Below are 17650 nucleotides of genomic sequence, written 5' to 3' on the forward strand. Positions count from 1 at the left end.
TACCATTTGTTTTTCCGCGCACAAAGGTACGAAATAGCAACCAAACTATGTTACTTCAAAAAGTAAAAATAACATTTATAGAGGGCAAACCCGGCACACTCCCCAGGGCGGCTCCCTCCCGCCCCTGTATAAAAGATGCTTATACATACTGCCAAAAGCCGTGCTCCTTCATGCAAAAGCCTACAACACTTCGTGCATTATCCCGTTTTCCAGCTGCGGGCTGTACGGTTGCCAGTTGCGGGCCGTACGGTTGCCAGCTGCGGGCTCTGCGGTTGCCAACTGCGGGACGAAGAAATACATGGAGCATCACAGCATTTCATACAAGGCACCGGGGCATTTCACACAAGGGAAAACAGCATTTACCACGAAGGCTAAATAACAAGAAATACTAAAAAAGCAGTACAAAGACATGAAGTAAGGTTTGATTTTCATACTTTTGCAAAACTTTCCATCATAATCAATTAAAATTATGGACGATTCAAACCCACGAACGTGCAATAGTGTTTACAATTAAAGCGAGCGGAGACGTTGGTCGCAATGCCTCTGTTCGGACTAAAGAAAGGAGGCAAAACAATGAGAAAGTATCTCTACAGCGAAAACGGCTTCGTAGAAAAGGCCGAGTGGAAACCTAACTGCTGGGTAAATGTAGAATGCCCGGACGACAGCGATTTCCAATTCCTTACCCAAGAACTGAAAGTTCCCGAATCATTCCTTGAAGACATTGCCGATACGGACGAGCGCCCTCGTACGGAAACGGAAGGCAACTGGTTGCTCACCATTCTGCGTATTCCCATGCAGAGCAGCCAACATGGTATTCCGTTTATCACAGTACCCATCGGAATCATCACCAATAACGACATCATTGTTTCCGTATGCTATCACCACACCGAACTGATACCGGACTTCATACAGCACACCCGTCGCAAAGGCATTGTTGTCAACAATAAGCTGACTCTGATTTTACGTATTATCTATTCCTCAGCCGTATGGTTCCTGAAATACCTGAAACAAATCAATAACGATGTGGCCACCGCCGAAAAGGAACTGGAGAAGAGTATCCGTAACGAGGACCTCCTTCAATTGATGAAGTTGCAAAAAACGCTCGTATACTTCAACACTTCCATCCGAGGAAACGAGGTTATGATAGGACGGCTGAAGAATATCTTCCAAGATACAGACTACCTTGACATGGAGCTGCTGGAAGACGTCGTGATAGAACTGAAGCAGGCCTATAATACGGTAAACATCTACAGCGACATCCTTACGGGAACAATGGATGCCTTTGCTTCCATCATATCCAACAACGTGAACGCTATCATGAAACGTATGACGAGTCTGTCTATCACACTGATGATACCCACCTTGATAGCCAGTTTCTATGGCATGAATGTGGACATACATCTGGAAAGTTTCCCACATGCGTTTGTGCTCATCATCTTGTTGTCCGCAATACTGTCGGCTATAACTTTCATCTGGTTCAGAAAAATAAAGTGGTTCTGAAAAGAACCACTTTAATATCTTCAAGACTTAGTATCTCAAGACCTTTGCCGCTACGGTCTTAAACTTCGGCATTGTCATGCCGATGGAGGCTCCGATATAAGTAGGGTCACATACCGTATACTTCTGCCCGTTTACCATGACATAATCTCCACTGACGTTTCCTTTGAAACGAACGGCCGTGGCTATATGGTTGGGATAGTCCAGCAACACCACATCAAGTCCCAGCAACTTCCTTACCAGGTAAGAAAACAACATGGAACGGTCTTCGCAATCGGAATAAGGGTAATAGAAAAGCTCTTCGACAAAGAACGGCTTTTCATACCCAAACTGCTCGTCGTCCGTCTGATACTGAAACGCGGTCTGCACAAAGTTTATAAGGATATTTGCCGCATCAGCTTCACTCTTGCCCTGTATCAAAGGAGATAAAGAAGAAATGAGCCGGCTCTCGACAGCACTGTTGACCGTAGCATTGAAATAAACACTGTAATCACACTGAGGATAGCTTTTATAAAAATCGGCAAGGGCTTTGGGAACCTCCACCGTAACTTTGGCGGCGCTTCCCCGTGCCTGACGAGTGGCAGTGGCCACTGTACCCGAAAAGTTAGGAGCTGCATTCAGACGCATACCCACAAGATTCTTAGCTTTCGGAGAATCCTTCGGGCACATATAGAATTGGCACTGCGTATTATCACCACTCATATTGTAATAATTGCGCCCCTCCAATGTGATATAAGGATGCGCATAGATGTTACAATCCGTAGCCACAAAGAGCATCATCTTGTTTCCCGTGGCCTTTCGCGCCATACGAGCCTTATATCCCATCTCATTCAGCAGAAACTGCTGCATGACGATACTTTCATCAGTTGTACTGCAATAAGCATCGGATATCTGCCGTATCAGCGTGAACATCCCCCAGTCATTCAGCCGTAAATCCTTCTTTATCTGCGCACAGTCAGCCACCAACGGTTGGTAATTGGAGCTGCATAATGCTTCGTAAGCGTCAGCAATGGCGTTCTCATTCAGTCCGCTCAAGCGGCACTTGCCACTCAGTGCGTTGCTCAGATAGAAAGATTCACCGGCATAAGTTATCTTGCTACGTCCTGTTTGGGCGGTGTACAACGGAGAAGTCTTAGGCGGTGTGGCGACAGGTGTCTCCGGTTTTACTGCGGGCTGCGGAATGACAGGAGAAGGAACAACCGGTTCCGGCTCAACGACCTCAACCACCGGTTTCTTCTCGGGCTGTACTGACGGTTTATCAGGCAACTTCTCTTCGATAATAATGACCTTAGGGTCTTTCTTCTTCTTGACAATTACTTCAGGTTTGTCAAAAGTGATTTTATCTACGTCATCCAGCTGTATCACCGGCTTTTGCTTGCCTTCGGAAGTGGTCATGTCCAGTATCTCCTCAATCGTAAGACATACCGGCGCTGCATCCTTGGGCGTAACCTTTTCATCATAGACGACCGGTTTCACAGGTTCGGGCTTCACCCGCTTCACCACAGGCTTCTTTGCCTCAAACTCTTTCCAGGGATTACGCATGAAGTCTATGAATTCTTTATCGGCATCGCTCATAAACTTATCGAAATCCGCTATCTCCTCTTTCATAAAGTCAGATATGCCTCCCTTGTTTTCTTGAGCCATTCCTGCCAAAGAGAGGAAAAGCCCCGCAATAAAAACTCCTGTTTTCTTCATGGTCGCATACTTTTAAATAATTTAAAAAAGGTTGTACCCGGAGCCGTTCGGCACAAGGACAACCTTTATAGATTTATCCGGATTAGTATTCCTCTACCGGTTCGCCAATAAATTCTTCCACCTTCTGTGACAAGTCTCCCAAAGCAGCATTTTTCTTGGCTTCCAATGCAGCCGCTTCTCTGGCCTTCTTTGCCTGAGCCTCATCAATGGACATATAAACGTTAAATTCTTTGCTTCCGTCTTTATTCTCTTTCACCAAAACAAGGTGTTGCTTCACCAGCCCGGCAATCTTTGTATTCACCGCAGCCTGATAGGCAGCTCCAAACTTATCAATCTCTTCTTCCGGAGCATCGGTTGCGGAGGAGGAAAGCAGACTCTTCATTTTACCCACTACCTGTGCCTTAGCGCGAGAAGCATAGCTGGTAATACCGTTCATTATGGCGTTCTCTCTGCCAATCTTCACATTCTTACCAATTGCAATACCCACCATCTCAATACGGTTTTCGGGGTCTTCTTCCAGATAAGTACGATATTTAGAGAAAGCATATTCCAATGTAGAAGAACTTGCCAAAGGCTTCCATCCTTCCTTCTTCAGCTCTTTCACTCTCTTCTTGACATCTTTCTTCAGAGCTTTGGATTGTGCATCGACAGTTGCCACGCATCCGAAAAGTATAGCGCAGACAAGCGCAAAAAATGCAAAACTTCTTTTCATAATCATTCTAATTTAACAGTTAATACTATGACTTTACTTCTTTATTCCCAATTCGTTATATAAGGCAAAGAGAGCTGACTGCGTTCTACAGCGCCTGTCAACGGATTGACAAATGTAATGGAACCCTTAGCAAAGGAGAAAGCTGAGTTTTTCTTCTCTTTTGCGGTAAATTCACCCTCAGCCAATGCCTTTATCTGAACGATTCCCTTGGTCTTGTACACTCCGTCAATATCATCAAAAATGATAGGAGTGGAAATTTCCGGAATATGGAGTTCCAGTGATTTCAGTCCGAAAGGGGTACCGCCACGGTTGTTGAGCGTGAGGCGGATATTGATATTGAACAATTTCCTGTTGGCAGACACTACGGAATCGGCAGTGAGAATAAGTTTTCCTTCGGGCACTACCGAAAAGGATACGCCGCTTGCTCCCGATTCATTCAAGAAAGCTTGGTGCTGTATGCGCTTTCCATTGATGACGAATGTAATGTTCAATACATTCTCCTCCTCAGGCAGACAGTCTTCCGCATTATAAGAAATAACAAATCTACCGTCATCAGGACGGGCACTGAGCTGGCCGGCACAGTTAGAAGTTACTTTCGGGGTGGCAGACACCTTTACCGGATTGCCTTCAAGCAATACTTGGCATTGGTATTTCCCGTTATCAAGAAAAGTGCCGGTAACGGAAATCGCTTTATACAATTCATTATACTGGCTGATTAGGCCTTTTACTTGACTCAAACGCACCTCATCAAAAAAGTACTCGGACAAAGTATTCAATGCTAAAACAGCCTGATTGATTTCGTCTACTGACTCTATCGAATGCAATTTCTGTTCCAAAGCCTTGTATTGAGCTACTTTCTCAGCATCCAACGCTTCAAACTCCGCCACCAACTTACGCTGCTCCGCCTGCGAGAACGGATACTTCACCGAATAGTTATAGTGTTCCTTTTTCGTAGACTTATCCTGTACTTTCTCCCAATAGATTTCTTCCACATTAGAAAGAGAAATGCCTTTCAAAAAAGGAAGGTTCGCCGATTTAATCTTGGATATTTGTTTAAAAGCATCCGAAGACTCAATCTCTCCATTCGTATTCACCTCCGAAAGGATATTCTCTTTAGAGACAGAAACGTTACTCGCAACAGCCTGAATGATACGCTCCGTAATTTCCTGCAAGACTTTCGACTGCCCGTCTGCCAAAGAACTTGCTGTAACAGAAACTATCAGATAATCATCCACAGCCGTATTCATCCACCCCGGAACTTTCTTGGCACTTTTCTCTATTACTTTAGTCTGGGCATTTATCCCAACTGCCAGTAACAAGGCACAAACCACCCACATCAATCGTTTCATAAGCATCTTGTTTTTTATTGCCATTGGATAGGCAGATTACGGATGTATACCTGAGTATCTGCAATCTTCAGTTCCACATAAGAGAAACTGGAAAATCTATCAAAAACTTTCGTTATATAAAACTCACGACGAAGCTTTACGCGAGGAGGCATCTTCATCCAATTTCCATTCTGAATCTCAAAATTCTTGCACTCCGCGCCGCTATCGGTCACAGCCGAATTTATTCGCAGATACTCCTCCGTATTGCGATTAGTATCCAAATTGGTCATCTCAACCAAGATTGTAATACGTTGTTGAGCAGCGTTACCGTAGCACTTCAGTACATTAAGTTGCAGTCTGTTGGTGGAAAAGGTTATTTCGCAGTCTGCCTTCGGCGTTTCCCTTACAACCGGTTTCTCAACAACCACAGGTTTCTCAACTACTTTTTCTACAACAACCGGTTTTTCTACTACCTTCTCAACGACTACCGGCTTCTCCACTATCTTTTCAACTTCCACAATCTTTTCCACCTCAACAGGTTTTTCAATAACTTTTTGTATAATCACCGTATCGGGTTGTGCATCGGGAACATACTGTGCGAGTTCTGTCTGGAGTACAGCCGCCTGCTCATAGCAAGGCACACTCTCCGAAATCGCAGAGAGATAGCTTAAGGCCTCCGCATATTTTTTCAAGCCGTAAAGACTTTGGGCTTTCTGAAGTATAGTTGCACAATTAGCCGCATAATAATCCTGTATCTTCTGACGAGCTATACGGATGAAGCGGGTATAAACCGGATCGGTAGAACGGATACCGGTAATCATTGTTTTATAAGGGTCGGCTCCTTCCGCCGCCTGTCCGGAAACCTGCACGACAGCACTGTGATACAAGCTGCCGTCTACTTTGTTTTTAGCCACTAAGGTCAGTTCTCCTTTCACAAGAGTGGCATTGCGCATCAGCCCCGTAGTAGATTGTTTGTCCACAATATCTATTGTAGGTTCTATTACAAAGACATTATAATCATTTGATGCACCTGCACTATTACGGGTAATGATTTGCTTCAATTTATTTTGCAGCAGCTCCTGCGATGCATCGGACAAATCGCCCGCTTCCGCCAAAGGCTGAACAGAAAAATTAATTGTCTGGCCCCAAAGCTGAACAGTGCAGAAAGCTGTCGCCAATAGAAATAAAAATTTCCTCATGTCTATTATTATTAAAAGACCGATACCCAGCTGTGTATTTACTCAGACCAACACGCACCGAATATCCGCCTTAGGTTATTCTCTTGAATTCTGAATCAAAAGCTGGATATACTGTCCGGAAGCTGCTTTTGAACTTGCTGTATAACCTTTGCTTTTCAACAAGCCGGAAATGAATCTTCTCATTTTACCGACTTCCGAACTTATGGAACGCGGTCTTCCGGTTTCAGGGTCATACACAGGTACACGCATAAAGACGTTCAGGCTATTACCACCCCAACGCACTTCTCCATTACCTTTAAAAGCATTGTTGAGCACCCATTCATCAAGTTCCTCGCTCAAAGTCATGTCTTGCGTACCTACCACATCGTTCTCCATGTCAAACTCGCAGTTTTCGTCTACATTGAGCGTTACATTCACTTCACGTCCGTTATTCACCATATCGCGAAAAGCAAGTTTCAGCTGATTGAAGAAATTTTCTGTAATTCCTTCCAAAGCATACTCCGTCAACTCTTTCTTCGATGCCCGAAAACGATCGCTCACAACACTGGCATTAGCCAATGAGAATCCCGTTTCTCTCTCTTTGGCTTCCAGCAGAAGGGTGACATTTGAGGCTCCCCCGTCAAAATCTTCTTTGCTAATCTTTACGGTTACGTATATGTCCGCTCTTGCACCATCCACATAGGCTTGCAGACCGGTAGACTTGGCATTCAAGGCAGAAGCTGCATAAGAGCGATTCTGTACTCTCTGAAATTCGGTCATAAAATCAATCGTATTAAAACTGCGCAGATTGAACTGCTCTTTTATTTTAGAAAGAGCCAGTGGCACAGCCTCATCATTCAGAACTGCCTCTTTAATACGATCATTCTCTCCATCACCCGGTTCTACAAAAGGTACAACTATCACACTCGGATTTCTTGCCGAATTGCCTTGTGCAAAAAGATAAAGAGGCAAAAACATACTCAAAAAGAAAATTAATCTTTTCATAATCATCATCTTATATTAATGATTCAAAAACCAAATGAATCAAAATTCATACTCGCAATTCTATTCTTCAGGACAAAATAGTTGACCGTTATATCAAACGGTTTCTTCTTGACCTTTTCTCCTTTCACTTTATCCAGCTTACCCAACGGCTTTACCGAACTTATGCAATCCTTATACTCTTTATTCTCAAAGAAAGCGAGCAGTTTACCCTGACTCTTCGATTCCGCTTCCGATTCGGTCATTGAAATAACAGCCGGATAATCTTTGGAAAAGCCGGAATACAACAGTGCACGTATTACGCGTACTTCCGCATCTTCCTGTGCCAAAGCATCATTTTTACCATAACCCAACGTACGAAGCACCAGTGTGGCATCTCCTGCACGTCCTTTCACTTCCATTAAATTTACCGAGCCGCCATAATTCACAGGTTTTACCTTTTGAGCAAAAGCCCCTGTAAAGAACAGCAAACAGAACAAAGAAAAAATTAATACCTTTTTCATAAGTTAACGAGATTTTAAAAGTAACAATCTGCATTGCAGAAAACTATTAGCATCCAAAGTGGGTATCGCCTCTATAATACGGTCTTTACCTTCGGAGAAAGAGATGGCGGATGTTGAAGCACGCAAATCTTGCACTTTTACCACACCAACAACCTCACTTTCTCGCTCCCCTCCATTATACTTTACCAAGGAGACTTGAAATTGATCACCTTTTCTGATATTCAGATTTTCACCGCAAGTAACTATATATTCATCTCCTTCGTAGTCAAGAAGCCCGTATATAGGGATGTTATTCAGAAAAAAATCAGTAAGAGGCTCCGTCAATGTAGCCAAAGCTTCCTGACACGCAGCGTCTCTATTGGGACGGATTGCCGTTTTCTTTATATCGCTGATGAACTCACGAGAAATTAAAGCGGCGGCAGTAGAATCGCGTGCATCTCCTATGCTCACTTTCAAGCGAAGCACACAAGAATAACCTGCTCCACCCGCCCTGCGCGTAAACTGGCAACTATTGATGTCACAGGAAAGAGTGTAGTCATTCTGCTGGGCAGAAACGTATTCTATTCTTTCTGCTTTAGACATCTTCATAAACAATTTCTCTTCTGCATCCCGTGTAAGGGCTTGCAGCGCCTTCTCATCCGATATTTCAAAACGTCCGCAGGCTTTCGCAACTTCATCCAACTTGGCGCGTACATTTCCTTCATAAATACGAATCAAATCCATAGGCTTGGTATTACCTTTGGCTTCCTGTTCTTTAGCAATATTAACTAAAGTCCCATCGGTTACTTTTATATCAACCAAACGCAATGTCATTGCGTTTTTGCCCTTACTCTGAGCAAAACCGTTCAGAGCAAGGGCAACCATTACAAACAATAAATATATCTTTTTCATAATCTATCTTTATCCGCTTCGCTATTATTCGGTTGCAACTTCTTGCCCCTCATTAGCTTTCTTATACTTCAACTTCTCTGTATTACTTTTAATATTCCGTATGGTTAAGGGAAGAATATCTCCTGCGATTTTAATGTATTTTCCTACTTTCTTCACTTGCTTGCCCAAAGTCAAAGCTTTCAAAGGGTCACCCGTCAAAGCGGCAATAGCACTGACACCCTCGGCTGTCAGAGAAACGGTACTGGCAGTAGCTGTCGTTGCATCCAATAAAGCTAAGCTGTATACTTTCAGGGCATCATTCTTGGCAATAGGCTCATTAGTCAACTTATTCTTGGCATTCCAAATGGTATCATTCACACCCATTTCCTCATCAAAATAGGGTTCAGGAACCATTTCAATAAAACCGATATTCTGCTCAATGGAAACCAACAAGGCAAACAGTTCGTTAGAATGTACAAAGAAAGTGTCTACTTCTGCAATACCGACATTAGCTTCAATAGGCTCCCATTCTTTCAAGAATGCTTCATAATCAGCACGGCGTTCAGCATCTTTAGCCTGCTTCTTTGCTGCCTTTTTAAGTTTAGCTTCTTTCTTGGCATTCTCTTTTTCTTGTTTGGCCGCCTCTTTTTCTTGTCTTGCTTTTTCCTTTTCTGTCAGTTCCTGAGCATAAACAGTAGTACTTAAGACAAAAATACCCAATAGAATAAATAAATACTTTTTCATAACCTGTAATCGTTAATGTGAAGCAGAGGTAATATCTCTGTTTCGGGTTTATAATAAATGTGTAAATCTCTCTCCAGTTAAAACATTATTAACTTACTCAACAGTGATATCGCATCACATTAACCGGTTTGACATAAATGTTTTTCATTGTTCACAAAGATAAGTAGGTTTTAACATTGATTATATCCACAGATTTTATTATATTTACCCGATAAACAAGCAACACTCCCCAAAACATTATCAGTATGGAAAAAAAACTGAAGAAAATTGCAGGTCAACAACTACAGCTATTGCGTCTGGAAAGGAACTTAACCCAAGAGCAGATGGGCGAGAAACTAAATCTGTCTACAAGTGCTTATTGCAAAATTGAATATGGAGAGACTGATTTAACGCTTACACGATTATATAAAATAGCACAAGCATTAGACATATCTTTTATGGATTTATTGGCACGCATTGATAAGTACACAGATACCGATTCTTATTATAAGAAAAATAATTCTGCCAATAATGTTCTAAATAATAATGATCCTGAAAGTTACAATACCCTTTATGAACTGGTCAAGGCTAATTGCAGGACGATTGATTTACTATGCAAAAGAATTGAACAGTTGGAGCAAAGAAAATGACGACTATTTGAAGTCCAGTTCCAACTGTCCATCACCCAGCAGATTAAAGGTCATACGATGATATGGAGTAGCCCCCCGTTCGGCAATAGCTGCACGATGTTTTTTTGTGGGATATCCCTTATTATGCTCCCAATCGTAATAAGGAAATTCTTCATGTAGACGATTCATATAATCATCACGATAAGTCTTGGCAAGAATGGAAGCTGCCGCAATAGAAAGATATTTGCCATCACCTTTCACTACAGTAGTGTGTGGAATATCCCGGTATTTCTTGAAGCGGTTACCGTCTATAAGCAAATGTTGCGGACATAATTTTAACCGGTCTGCAGCGCGATGCATTGCAAGAAAAGAAGCGTTCAGGATATTTATCTTGTCTATTTCTTCAGGCGAAACAACTCCCACTGCCCAAGCCAATGCCTCTTTCTCAATGACTTCACGCAAAGCGTACCGTTGTTTTTCAGTCAGTTGCTTAGAATCATTCAGCAAGTCATTCTTAAAATCCGTAGGCAGAATAACGGCGGCAGCATAAACAGCACCTGCAAGACAGCCACGTCCGGCCTCATCACAGCCGGCTTCTATCATATCTTTATTTAAGTAAGGTAATAGCATATATCACTATATTAGAGCGCACAAAGATAAATCTTTTCATAAGCAAACGAGGCTTTTAAACAAAAATAATTAAATTTGCAGAAAGAAGAAACCCTTATGAAAAAATACTATATCTTTTTCTTTATCTACCTTTTACCCAACATACTTCTACAGGCCCAAGACTTAGAGAAAGCACTGGAATTTATCGAACAAGCACAGAAGGACCTATTCAGTACTCCAAAACAAGCCTCATACTATGCAGGGCAGGCAGTAAACTTATTCCCGGAAAATGAGCCTAATGAGATACGCGCACAAGCCATGTTGCTTCAAAGTCAAGCAGAACAGCTGTTAGGAAACTTTGATATGAGTATCAAAAATCTATATGATGCAGAAAAATACATCACACCCTCGAACAAACTACAAAATGCACAACTCTACTCACTCATGGGCCGAGTATACAGCAAATTGGGTGATTACAACAAAGCGATTGAATTAAACGACAAAGCCACTTCTATTTTCAAAGTATTGGGAGATTCAATCTCCATAGCCGAATGTTATAATGAACGGGGTGTCATGCATTATCTCCTTAATGAATTTTTGATTGCCGAAAGATTCTTTCAGCGCGCTTTAATAATCAACCGTGCCCAACGCAATCTAAAAGGTATTGCTACAAATCTAAGTAATCTTTGTCTGTATCAAGGTAATACCGACGAAAAGCTGAAACTCATACATGAAGCCATTACCATCAACAAAAATTTAGATTCCCAATGGTCCTTAGGCGAAAACTATAATAATATGGGTAAACAATATTACTTTGGAGAGCAATATTCCAAAGCATTGGAAGCTTTAGAAAAAGCCTATGAATATGCTCATAGCATCGGTGCACGTGAACTGATTTGTGACAACTATGAATACTCATCTTGGGTATATGCCGCCATTGGTAACTATAACCAAGCTTTCAAATGCTTAAGCCAAATGTCCGCTCTAAGTAAAAAACTCCAAAGCAGCAATAAACTGCGCAATATTGAACAGGAAATCTCTTACAAAAGGTATCAAGACCAAAAATATGCTACCGAGATACAGGAACAAATCTACAAGATAGAACTCCTAAAACGAAATCTATGGCTTCTGAGTTGCATATTCATTCTTGGAATAGCTTCCTGCATTTTTCTATATAAATGGTATAAGCGCAAAAAGAACCTACAATTGGTAGAAGCCCGATACCAACTTCAACTATCCGAACGGGAAGTTGCCGAACTGAAACTACACCAACAAGAATTGGAACTACAAAATGTACAGAGTGCCTTGCAGGCAAGCCGGCAGGAAGCTACAAGTTTTGCCGTATTCCTGAAAAGCCGCAATGAACTGCTGGACAAGATACGCGAAATGATAAAAGAAGGATATAAAATGGATTCTCAAGCCATTGTTCCGCATCTTAAGAAAATCAATTCATTTATCAAACAATATCAAAATGGCGATAAAACCAACACTTCTTTATTAATTAATATCGAAGATAAGAATAATGAATTCTTGCAGAAGCTCATTACCCTACACCCCAAATTAACGCAAGGAGAAAAATATCTTGCTACCCTGTTAAGAGTTAACCTTTCCACCAAAGAAGTAGCTATGCTGACGGGCACTACTCCTAAAACCATCAACATGAACCGTTATCGCTTACGTAAATCTTTAAACTTATCTTCCGAAGAGGACTTGACAGACTATCTACAGAATATATGAGATTATTTCATTGAGACAACGAAGAGACGAACTATCTTCATTACCGTCCCTGTTCACCACATTCAATTCATTGAACTTTAATATATACTATAAAGCAATATTCTATTCTGTAGATAGGATTAAGCAATTATACTACTATATATCAATAGATTACAAGTATTCATGTAGATTATAAAAGAGCAGAAACGTCCTATTTGTAGGCTATTTGTAGATAACCTTTATTAGTAAAGCCCATTAATATCATCTTAATTTGGCATTGTGGAAAACAAAAAAAATATTAACCTTAAAAAACTTATTCAAATGAGTAAAAGTAATGCTTTTAAAGAAAGAACAATCCAACTGTTCCTTTTCTTTGCTTTTATGTTACCTGTATGTACATGGGCACAAAGCATCCAGTTGACAGGTACAGTAACCGATACATCCGGCGAAACAGTCATCGGTGCCAGTGTACTGGAAAAAGGAACCACCAACGGTCTTATTACAGACATTGACGGTAACTTCTCATTAACCGTATCACCCAACGCAACAATCGTAATCTCTTATGTGGGTTATACAACACAGGAAATCCCTCTCAACGGCCGTAAAACATTAAACGTTGTTTTAAAGGAAGACAACGAAATGCTGGATGAAGTAGTTGTCATCGGCTACGGAACCATGAAAAAGAGCGACATGACAGGAGCCATTTCTTCGGTGGATACGGAGGAATTAACCAAACGCGCCACAACCAATCCTGCAGAAGCCCTTCAAGGCAAGATTGCCGGTGTAAACATTATGAAAGCCGGTGGCAATGCCGGCGCCGGCGTATCTGTAAAAATCCGTGGTGTGAAATCATTCGGAAGCAACGAACCTCTCTACATCATCGACGGTTTCCCCGGTGATATTGACAATGTCAATCCGCAAGATATTCAGTCTATGGAAGTTCTGAAAGACGGAGCCGCAGCTGCAATCTATGGTTCGGTAGCCGCTAACGGGGTTATCATCATCACTACCAAAAACGGAAAGAAAGGTGAAACACACATCGACTTTAATACTTATTTAAGCGTAACTCAGGTTGCCAATAAGTTGGAGATGACCAATGCAGAGCAGTACAAGAACACTATCAAAACAATGTTCGAGAATTACAATGCACAGTATCCCGACGATGCGGAAACAATTCCCGCATATGTTACTTCCAATACGGGTGTAAACACTGACTGGCAAGATTTGATGTTGCGCAATGGTCTTTCACAGAACTATATGTTCAGTGTACGCGGTGGTGGAGAGACAGCGCAATATTCCGTATCTTACAACCATGCGGATGACAAAGGTATCTTCTTGGGTAACGACTATCGTCAAGATAACGCCCGTATGAAAATGCACATGAGCAAATACATTTTTGACATTGATGCCAATCTTGGCTTACGCTATACCAAAAGCAAGCAACCGCAATACAGCCTGAAAGAAATGTATGCTTCCTCTCCGTTGCTTCCCGTTTATGATGAAACAGAGAAGTACGGTTTCGGTTTGGCATCCACTCATCAATTGCCTGCCAACAACAACGTTATGGCAGACTACACTTTCCGTAACGCTGCTACCAAAAAATTCTATACCACAGCCAACGTCTCTTTAGGCGTAAAATTGGCTCCGTGGCTTAACTTCAAGACCAGCTATGCCTATCGCGGTGTACACTATCGTTATGCCTTGCACTACCCTGACTATATATCCAACGGACAAAATCCCTACAATTACCCTTATCAACAGGAAGATACTTACTATTGGGAAGAGCAGGTTATAGACAATGTGCTGACTTTCAACAAAGAGTTCGGCAAGCACAGCTTGAATGTGATGGCAGGCTCTTCTATCACTTCCACCAAATATACTGAAAACGGTGTAAACGTAACCGGTAAAACCACTAAATACTATGTAGACCAAAATGGTAATCTCGCAAACCGCGAGGAACCTGCCGGTTTCCTCGATCCGAGTTTCAGCACTATCAATGCAGGTATCGGCGGTACTTTTGCAGGTGACGGCTACAACTATAAATACAACCGTGCCTCTTTCTTCGGCCGCATAAACTACAACTACAATAATCGTTATCTTGTCCAAGCTACCATGCGCTATGACGGTTCTTCCAAATTCGGTTCCAACAACCGTTGGGGTTGTTTCCCGTCTGTAGCTTTGGGTTGGAGAATCAGTGAAGAAGATTTCTTCCCGAAAGACATATTCATAAATAACCTGAAGTTCCGTGCCAGTTGGGGACGCTTGGGTAACGAAAATGCTTTAGGATACTATGACTTCCAAGCACTTATAACCTCTTATAACCGTCACGAAGGCGGATACATACAGGGTGGAAACGCATGGCCGGGCTCCGCATCTTGGAATATTGAGAGGAATGACTTGAAATGGGAAACTACCGATACAAAGAATATCGGTTTCGATCTCGGTATGTTTAACAATAAACTGACGGGTAGCATCAACTACTACATCAATCAAACAGAAGACCTTCTGATAACCAAACGCTTGTCTCCTTCCGCAGGTTACGAGAATCCAATTTTGAACGTAGGAAAGATACGCAATACAGGTGTAGAACTGGAACTGAACTGGAGTGATAAAGTAAAAGATTTTGAATACAATATAGGCTTCAACTTTGCCACTACCAAGAATGAAGTGGTGGAATTGGCAGACAAAGGCCAAGCATTGCCCGCCACAGGTTTATTGTACGACACCGATCACGTCCCCGCTTATGCCAAAGAAGGTAAGCCAATCAGCGGTTTCTATCTGTATCGCACAAACGGTATTTTCCAGAGTGACCAAGAAGCTGCCGAATATGTCAACAAAGACGGCGAACGTCTTCTACCCAATGCCAAAGCCGGTGATATCCGTTTTGTAGATTCAAACGGTGACGGTACTATCGATGAAGACGATAAAGAATACTGTGGTACAGGTATTCCCAAAGTAGAAGCCAACCTAAACTTTTCAGCTGCCTATAAAGGCTTCGACCTTTCATTGAGCTTGGGTAGCGCGTGGGGGCATAAGATTTACAATGGTAACAAATACTTCTACCAGTCAATGAGTGCTCCTACCAATATGTTGAGCAGTGTAGCCAATGCTTGGACACCGAATAACAAAGGTACCGATATCCCGCGTGCCGTTTATAACGACCCCAACGGTAACTCCCGCGAGTCTGAACGTTTCCTTGAAAACGGCAACTTCGTCCGTCTGCGTCAAGCACAAATAGGCTATACTTTACCTACTTCTTTGTTGAAGAAAGCACACATTGAGAAACTCCGTTTCTATATCAGCGGCGATAACTTATTTACCATTACAGGATATGACGGCATTGACCCGGAATTCTCTACCAGCAGTCCCGTCAATTCAGGTATTGACAGACACATTTATCCGTTTACCCGCTCATATACGGTAGGTGCACAACTTACATTCTAACATTACAAACAGATATATACATAAGAATATGAAAAAATTTATATATTTGGCAAGCTTATGCCTCACAATGTCTTTCGCTTCCTGCGACGACTTTCTAACCGTATCTTCTCCCGACGAGTTGACCACCGACAACTTCTGGAGAAATCAAGAAGACGCCGAAGCTACCATGGCTTCAGTCTACGCACAGCTTTATCATGGTGACGCCTATGCCACCAGTGAAGTCAGATGGCCGGTAGAAGCTTTCCGTACTGATTTATACGCTATGGGAAATGATGCCATCAACTATCAGACTTGGACAGACATTTATAAATTCACGTATACTAACGGTAATACGCAATTCTCTTATTATTACCAAGACCTTTATCGCGGAATCAATTTTGCCAATCAGGTATTGGAATTTGTTCCCCTGATACCCGAAAGCGGCATTACTACCAGCAAACGGAATGAGTTGATAGCTGAAGCCCACTTTATGAGAGGTTACCTTCATATGATGTTAATATTAAATTGGGAAAAGATTATCATACGCGACAAATATATCAACAATCAGGATGAATTAAACCTTCCTCTATCCGACCGTGTAACCTGCTGGAATTTTGTCATCGATGAGCTTAAATTAGGAGCAGCTCTTCCATCTGAACGTCCCAGCACAGAAGCCGGACGCGCTACATCCGGAGCAGCCAACGCTTATTTAGGCTTCGCTTATTTAACGCGTGCATACGAAGAACCGGAGCAAGAAACAACTTTCTTGAAAGACGCTCTGAATGCCCTGAACGAAGTTAAGAACTATGAATTGGTAAGCGGCAATGATTTGGTCGATATGTTCAACGGCAGAAACAAAAACAGCAAAGAGTCCGTTTTTGAACTGCAATATAGTTCAAACACAGATAACGGTGCCAGATACTATTCTTACGTTCACCAATTCATAGCAAGCAAGCAATTGGGCGGCTGGGACGAAATCCTGCCTAATGATTTCCTGATGAACGAGTTTAAGAAAGAAGGCAGAGTCAGACCCGGTGGAACTGCAGGACGCTACGACCAACGCTTGTACAATACTGTATATTTCCTCGACGAATATTTCACAGAAGAGGAAGAAGAGACAGTGATAGGAAAGAAATACAGTTACTGGTTCGCTGATAAGTACATTTATCCCAAGGATGAAGAAGGCAACAACATTAAAGACGAAGATGGGGATGCGTTAAAAGAACCTGCACCCGACGCTAAGTTGATTGACCGCCCGGCCTTCCGCCGCTTCACTCCTGCCACAAAAAAAGAACTTAAAACAAGATGCGGCTTCAACATTCCTTTAATGCGTTATGCCAACGTACTGCTGATGAAAGCCGAGGTATTGAACAAACAAGGCCATCCCGAACTGGCGATTCCTATCATCAACGACATCAGAAGAACCCACGGTGATATGCCCGCCATGTCCGGAACTACTCAGGCAGAAGTTCAAGCCCAAATAGAACACGAACGCATCATAGAGTTTCCGTTGGAAAGCTATCGCTGGTATGATTTGCGTCGTTGGGGCAAACTGGAACAACAATTAGGCAGCCGCGGTTTTGTGAAGGGTACACATGAATTCTTCCCTATCCCATTGTGGGAAGTCAACGCTAACCCTCAGGTTCAATAACCTAATCCGGCAATCCAGACAAGGCGGCATATGCCTTCGGGTAATACCGCCTTGCCTTGTTTGATTCTTGCCTTTGCGCAAATTACATTATCTTTGCCCAATAAAATTAAACGA

Annotated in this window: 15 protein-coding genes; 5 read left to right on the forward strand and 10 right to left on the reverse strand. The window is 42.3% G+C overall.

From position 1 onward, the window contains the following. Positions 1-139: 139 nt before the first annotated feature. Positions 140-307: a hypothetical protein gene (locus KG118_RS14950; protein ID WP_158560996.1), complete on the reverse strand. Its 168-nt coding sequence runs from the start codon at positions 305-307 to the stop codon at positions 140-142. 266 nt (positions 308-573) lie between these two features. Here KG118_RS14950 and KG118_RS14955 point away from each other — a divergent pair, with 266 nt between their 5' ends. Continuing rightward, a complete protein-coding gene (locus tag KG118_RS14955; RefSeq protein ID WP_117711711.1) occupies positions 574-1500 on the forward strand; it encodes a magnesium transporter CorA family protein in 927 nt (308 codons plus the stop codon). 27 nt (positions 1501-1527) lie between these two features. On the opposite strand, the gene KG118_RS14960 is transcribed toward KG118_RS14955, so the two are convergent. The 8 genes from KG118_RS14960 to KG118_RS14995 form a co-directional block, all read right to left on the reverse strand. Then, positions 1528-3192 carry a hypothetical protein gene (locus KG118_RS14960; RefSeq protein WP_117711686.1) on the reverse strand — a complete coding sequence of 555 codons (1665 nt, stop codon included), beginning with the start codon at positions 3190-3192 and terminating at the stop codon, positions 1528-1530. Between the two features lie 82 nt (positions 3193-3274). Next, on the reverse strand, positions 3275-3904 hold the full coding sequence (locus tag KG118_RS14965) for a hypothetical protein (protein ID WP_117711712.1): 630 nt from the start codon (positions 3902-3904) through the stop codon (positions 3275-3277). A gap of 41 nt (positions 3905-3945) precedes the next feature. After that, entirely contained in the window at positions 3946-5253 is a 1308-nt protein-coding gene (locus KG118_RS14970; protein WP_117711713.1) for a plethodontid receptivity factor PRF, read from the reverse strand. 14 nt (positions 5254-5267) lie between these two features. Then, positions 5268-6431 (reverse strand): hypothetical protein, encoded by a 1164-nt coding sequence (locus KG118_RS14975; protein ID WP_117711687.1) that lies wholly within the window; start codon positions 6429-6431, stop codon positions 5268-5270. A gap of 75 nt (positions 6432-6506) precedes the next feature. Further along, positions 6507-7415: a DUF6175 family protein gene (locus KG118_RS14980; RefSeq protein ID WP_233514891.1), complete on the reverse strand. Its 909-nt coding sequence runs from the start codon at positions 7413-7415 to the stop codon at positions 6507-6509. A 23-nt stretch (positions 7416-7438) separates the two neighbouring features. Beyond that, positions 7439-7915 (reverse strand): hypothetical protein, encoded by a 477-nt coding sequence (locus KG118_RS14985; RefSeq protein ID WP_118323683.1) that lies wholly within the window; start codon positions 7913-7915, stop codon positions 7439-7441. A 3-nt stretch (positions 7916-7918) separates the two neighbouring features. Then, entirely contained in the window at positions 7919-8806 is an 888-nt protein-coding gene (locus tag KG118_RS14990) for a hypothetical protein (protein ID WP_117711689.1), read from the reverse strand. Positions 8807-8830: 24 nt separating this feature from the next. Next, positions 8831-9529 carry a hypothetical protein gene (locus KG118_RS14995; RefSeq protein ID WP_117711690.1) on the reverse strand — a complete coding sequence of 233 codons (699 nt, stop codon included), beginning with the start codon at positions 9527-9529 and terminating at the stop codon, positions 8831-8833. Positions 9530-9774: 245 nt separating this feature from the next. Here KG118_RS14995 and KG118_RS15000 point away from each other — a divergent pair, with 245 nt between their 5' ends. Continuing rightward, the gene (locus KG118_RS15000) at positions 9775-10158 is read left to right on the forward strand and encodes a helix-turn-helix domain-containing protein (protein WP_117713284.1); all 384 of its coding nucleotides are present in this window, start codon (positions 9775-9777) and stop codon (positions 10156-10158) included. 3 nt (positions 10159-10161) lie between these two features. On the opposite strand, the gene KG118_RS15005 is transcribed toward KG118_RS15000, so the two are convergent. After that, positions 10162-10767, reverse strand: a complete 606-nt coding sequence (locus KG118_RS15005) for a ribonuclease HII (RefSeq protein WP_117713285.1) — start codon at positions 10765-10767, stop codon at positions 10162-10164. A gap of 96 nt (positions 10768-10863) precedes the next feature. On the opposite strand from KG118_RS15005, the gene KG118_RS15010 reads away from it, so the two are divergent. The 3 genes from KG118_RS15010 to KG118_RS15020 all read left to right on the forward strand — a co-directional run bounded on the left by KG118_RS15010 (position 10864) and on the right by KG118_RS15020 (position 17536). Next, positions 10864-12483, forward strand: coding sequence for a tetratricopeptide repeat protein (locus KG118_RS15010; protein ID WP_117713286.1), 1620 nt, complete (start codon positions 10864-10866; stop codon positions 12481-12483). A 300-nt stretch (positions 12484-12783) separates the two neighbouring features. Further along, positions 12784-15906, forward strand: a complete 3123-nt coding sequence (locus KG118_RS15015) for a SusC/RagA family TonB-linked outer membrane protein (protein WP_117713304.1) — start codon at positions 12784-12786, stop codon at positions 15904-15906. Positions 15907-15934: 28 nt separating this feature from the next. Beyond that, positions 15935-17536: a RagB/SusD family nutrient uptake outer membrane protein gene (locus KG118_RS15020; protein WP_117713287.1), complete on the forward strand. Its 1602-nt coding sequence runs from the start codon at positions 15935-15937 to the stop codon at positions 17534-17536. The last annotated feature ends 114 nt before the right edge of the window (positions 17537-17650 follow it).

This window comes from Bacteroides propionicigenes (assembly GCF_018390535.1).
In the GTDB taxonomy this organism is placed as follows: Bacteria; Bacteroidota; Bacteroidia; order Bacteroidales; family Bacteroidaceae; genus Bacteroides; species Bacteroides propionicigenes.

What these genes read in the sequence shown, in the direction of transcription:
- KG118_RS14990 (WP_117711689.1), bottom strand. Translation starts at nt 8,806, where the DNA reads ATGAAAAAGATATATTTATTGTTTGTAATGGTTGCCCTTGCTCTGAAC.
- KG118_RS15000 (WP_117713284.1), top strand. Translation starts at nt 9,775, where the DNA reads ATGGAAAAAAAACTGAAGAAAATTGCAGGTCAACAACTACAGCTATTG.
- KG118_RS15015 (WP_117713304.1), top strand. Translation starts at nt 12,784, where the DNA reads ATGAGTAAAAGTAATGCTTTTAAAGAAAGAACAATCCAACTGTTCCTT.
- KG118_RS15005 (WP_117713285.1), bottom strand. Translation starts at nt 10,767, where the DNA reads ATGCTATTACCTTACTTAAATAAAGATATGATAGAAGCCGGCTGTGAT.
- KG118_RS15010 (WP_117713286.1), top strand. Translation starts at nt 10,864, where the DNA reads ATGAAAAAATACTATATCTTTTTCTTTATCTACCTTTTACCCAACATA.
- KG118_RS14960 (WP_117711686.1), bottom strand. Translation starts at nt 3,192, where the DNA reads ATGAAGAAAACAGGAGTTTTTATTGCGGGGCTTTTCCTCTCTTTGGCA.
- KG118_RS14965 (WP_117711712.1), bottom strand. Translation starts at nt 3,904, where the DNA reads ATGAAAAGAAGTTTTGCATTTTTTGCGCTTGTCTGCGCTATACTTTTC.
- KG118_RS14985 (WP_118323683.1), bottom strand. Translation starts at nt 7,915, where the DNA reads ATGAAAAAGGTATTAATTTTTTCTTTGTTCTGTTTGCTGTTCTTTACA.
- KG118_RS14980 (WP_233514891.1), bottom strand. Translation starts at nt 7,415, where the DNA reads ATGAAAAGATTAATTTTCTTTTTGAGTATGTTTTTGCCTCTTTATCTT.
- KG118_RS15020 (WP_117713287.1), top strand. Translation starts at nt 15,935, where the DNA reads ATGAAAAAATTTATATATTTGGCAAGCTTATGCCTCACAATGTCTTTC.
- KG118_RS14995 (WP_117711690.1), bottom strand. Translation starts at nt 9,529, where the DNA reads ATGAAAAAGTATTTATTTATTCTATTGGGTATTTTTGTCTTAAGTACT.
- KG118_RS14975 (WP_117711687.1), bottom strand. Translation starts at nt 6,431, where the DNA reads ATGAGGAAATTTTTATTTCTATTGGCGACAGCTTTCTGCACTGTTCAG.
- KG118_RS14970 (WP_117711713.1), bottom strand. Translation starts at nt 5,253, where the DNA reads ATGAAACGATTGATGTGGGTGGTTTGTGCCTTGTTACTGGCAGTTGGG.
- KG118_RS14955 (WP_117711711.1), top strand. Translation starts at nt 574, where the DNA reads ATGAGAAAGTATCTCTACAGCGAAAACGGCTTCGTAGAAAAGGCCGAG.
- KG118_RS14950 (WP_158560996.1), bottom strand. Translation starts at nt 307, where the DNA reads ATGCTCCATGTATTTCTTCGTCCCGCAGTTGGCAACCGCAGAGCCCGC.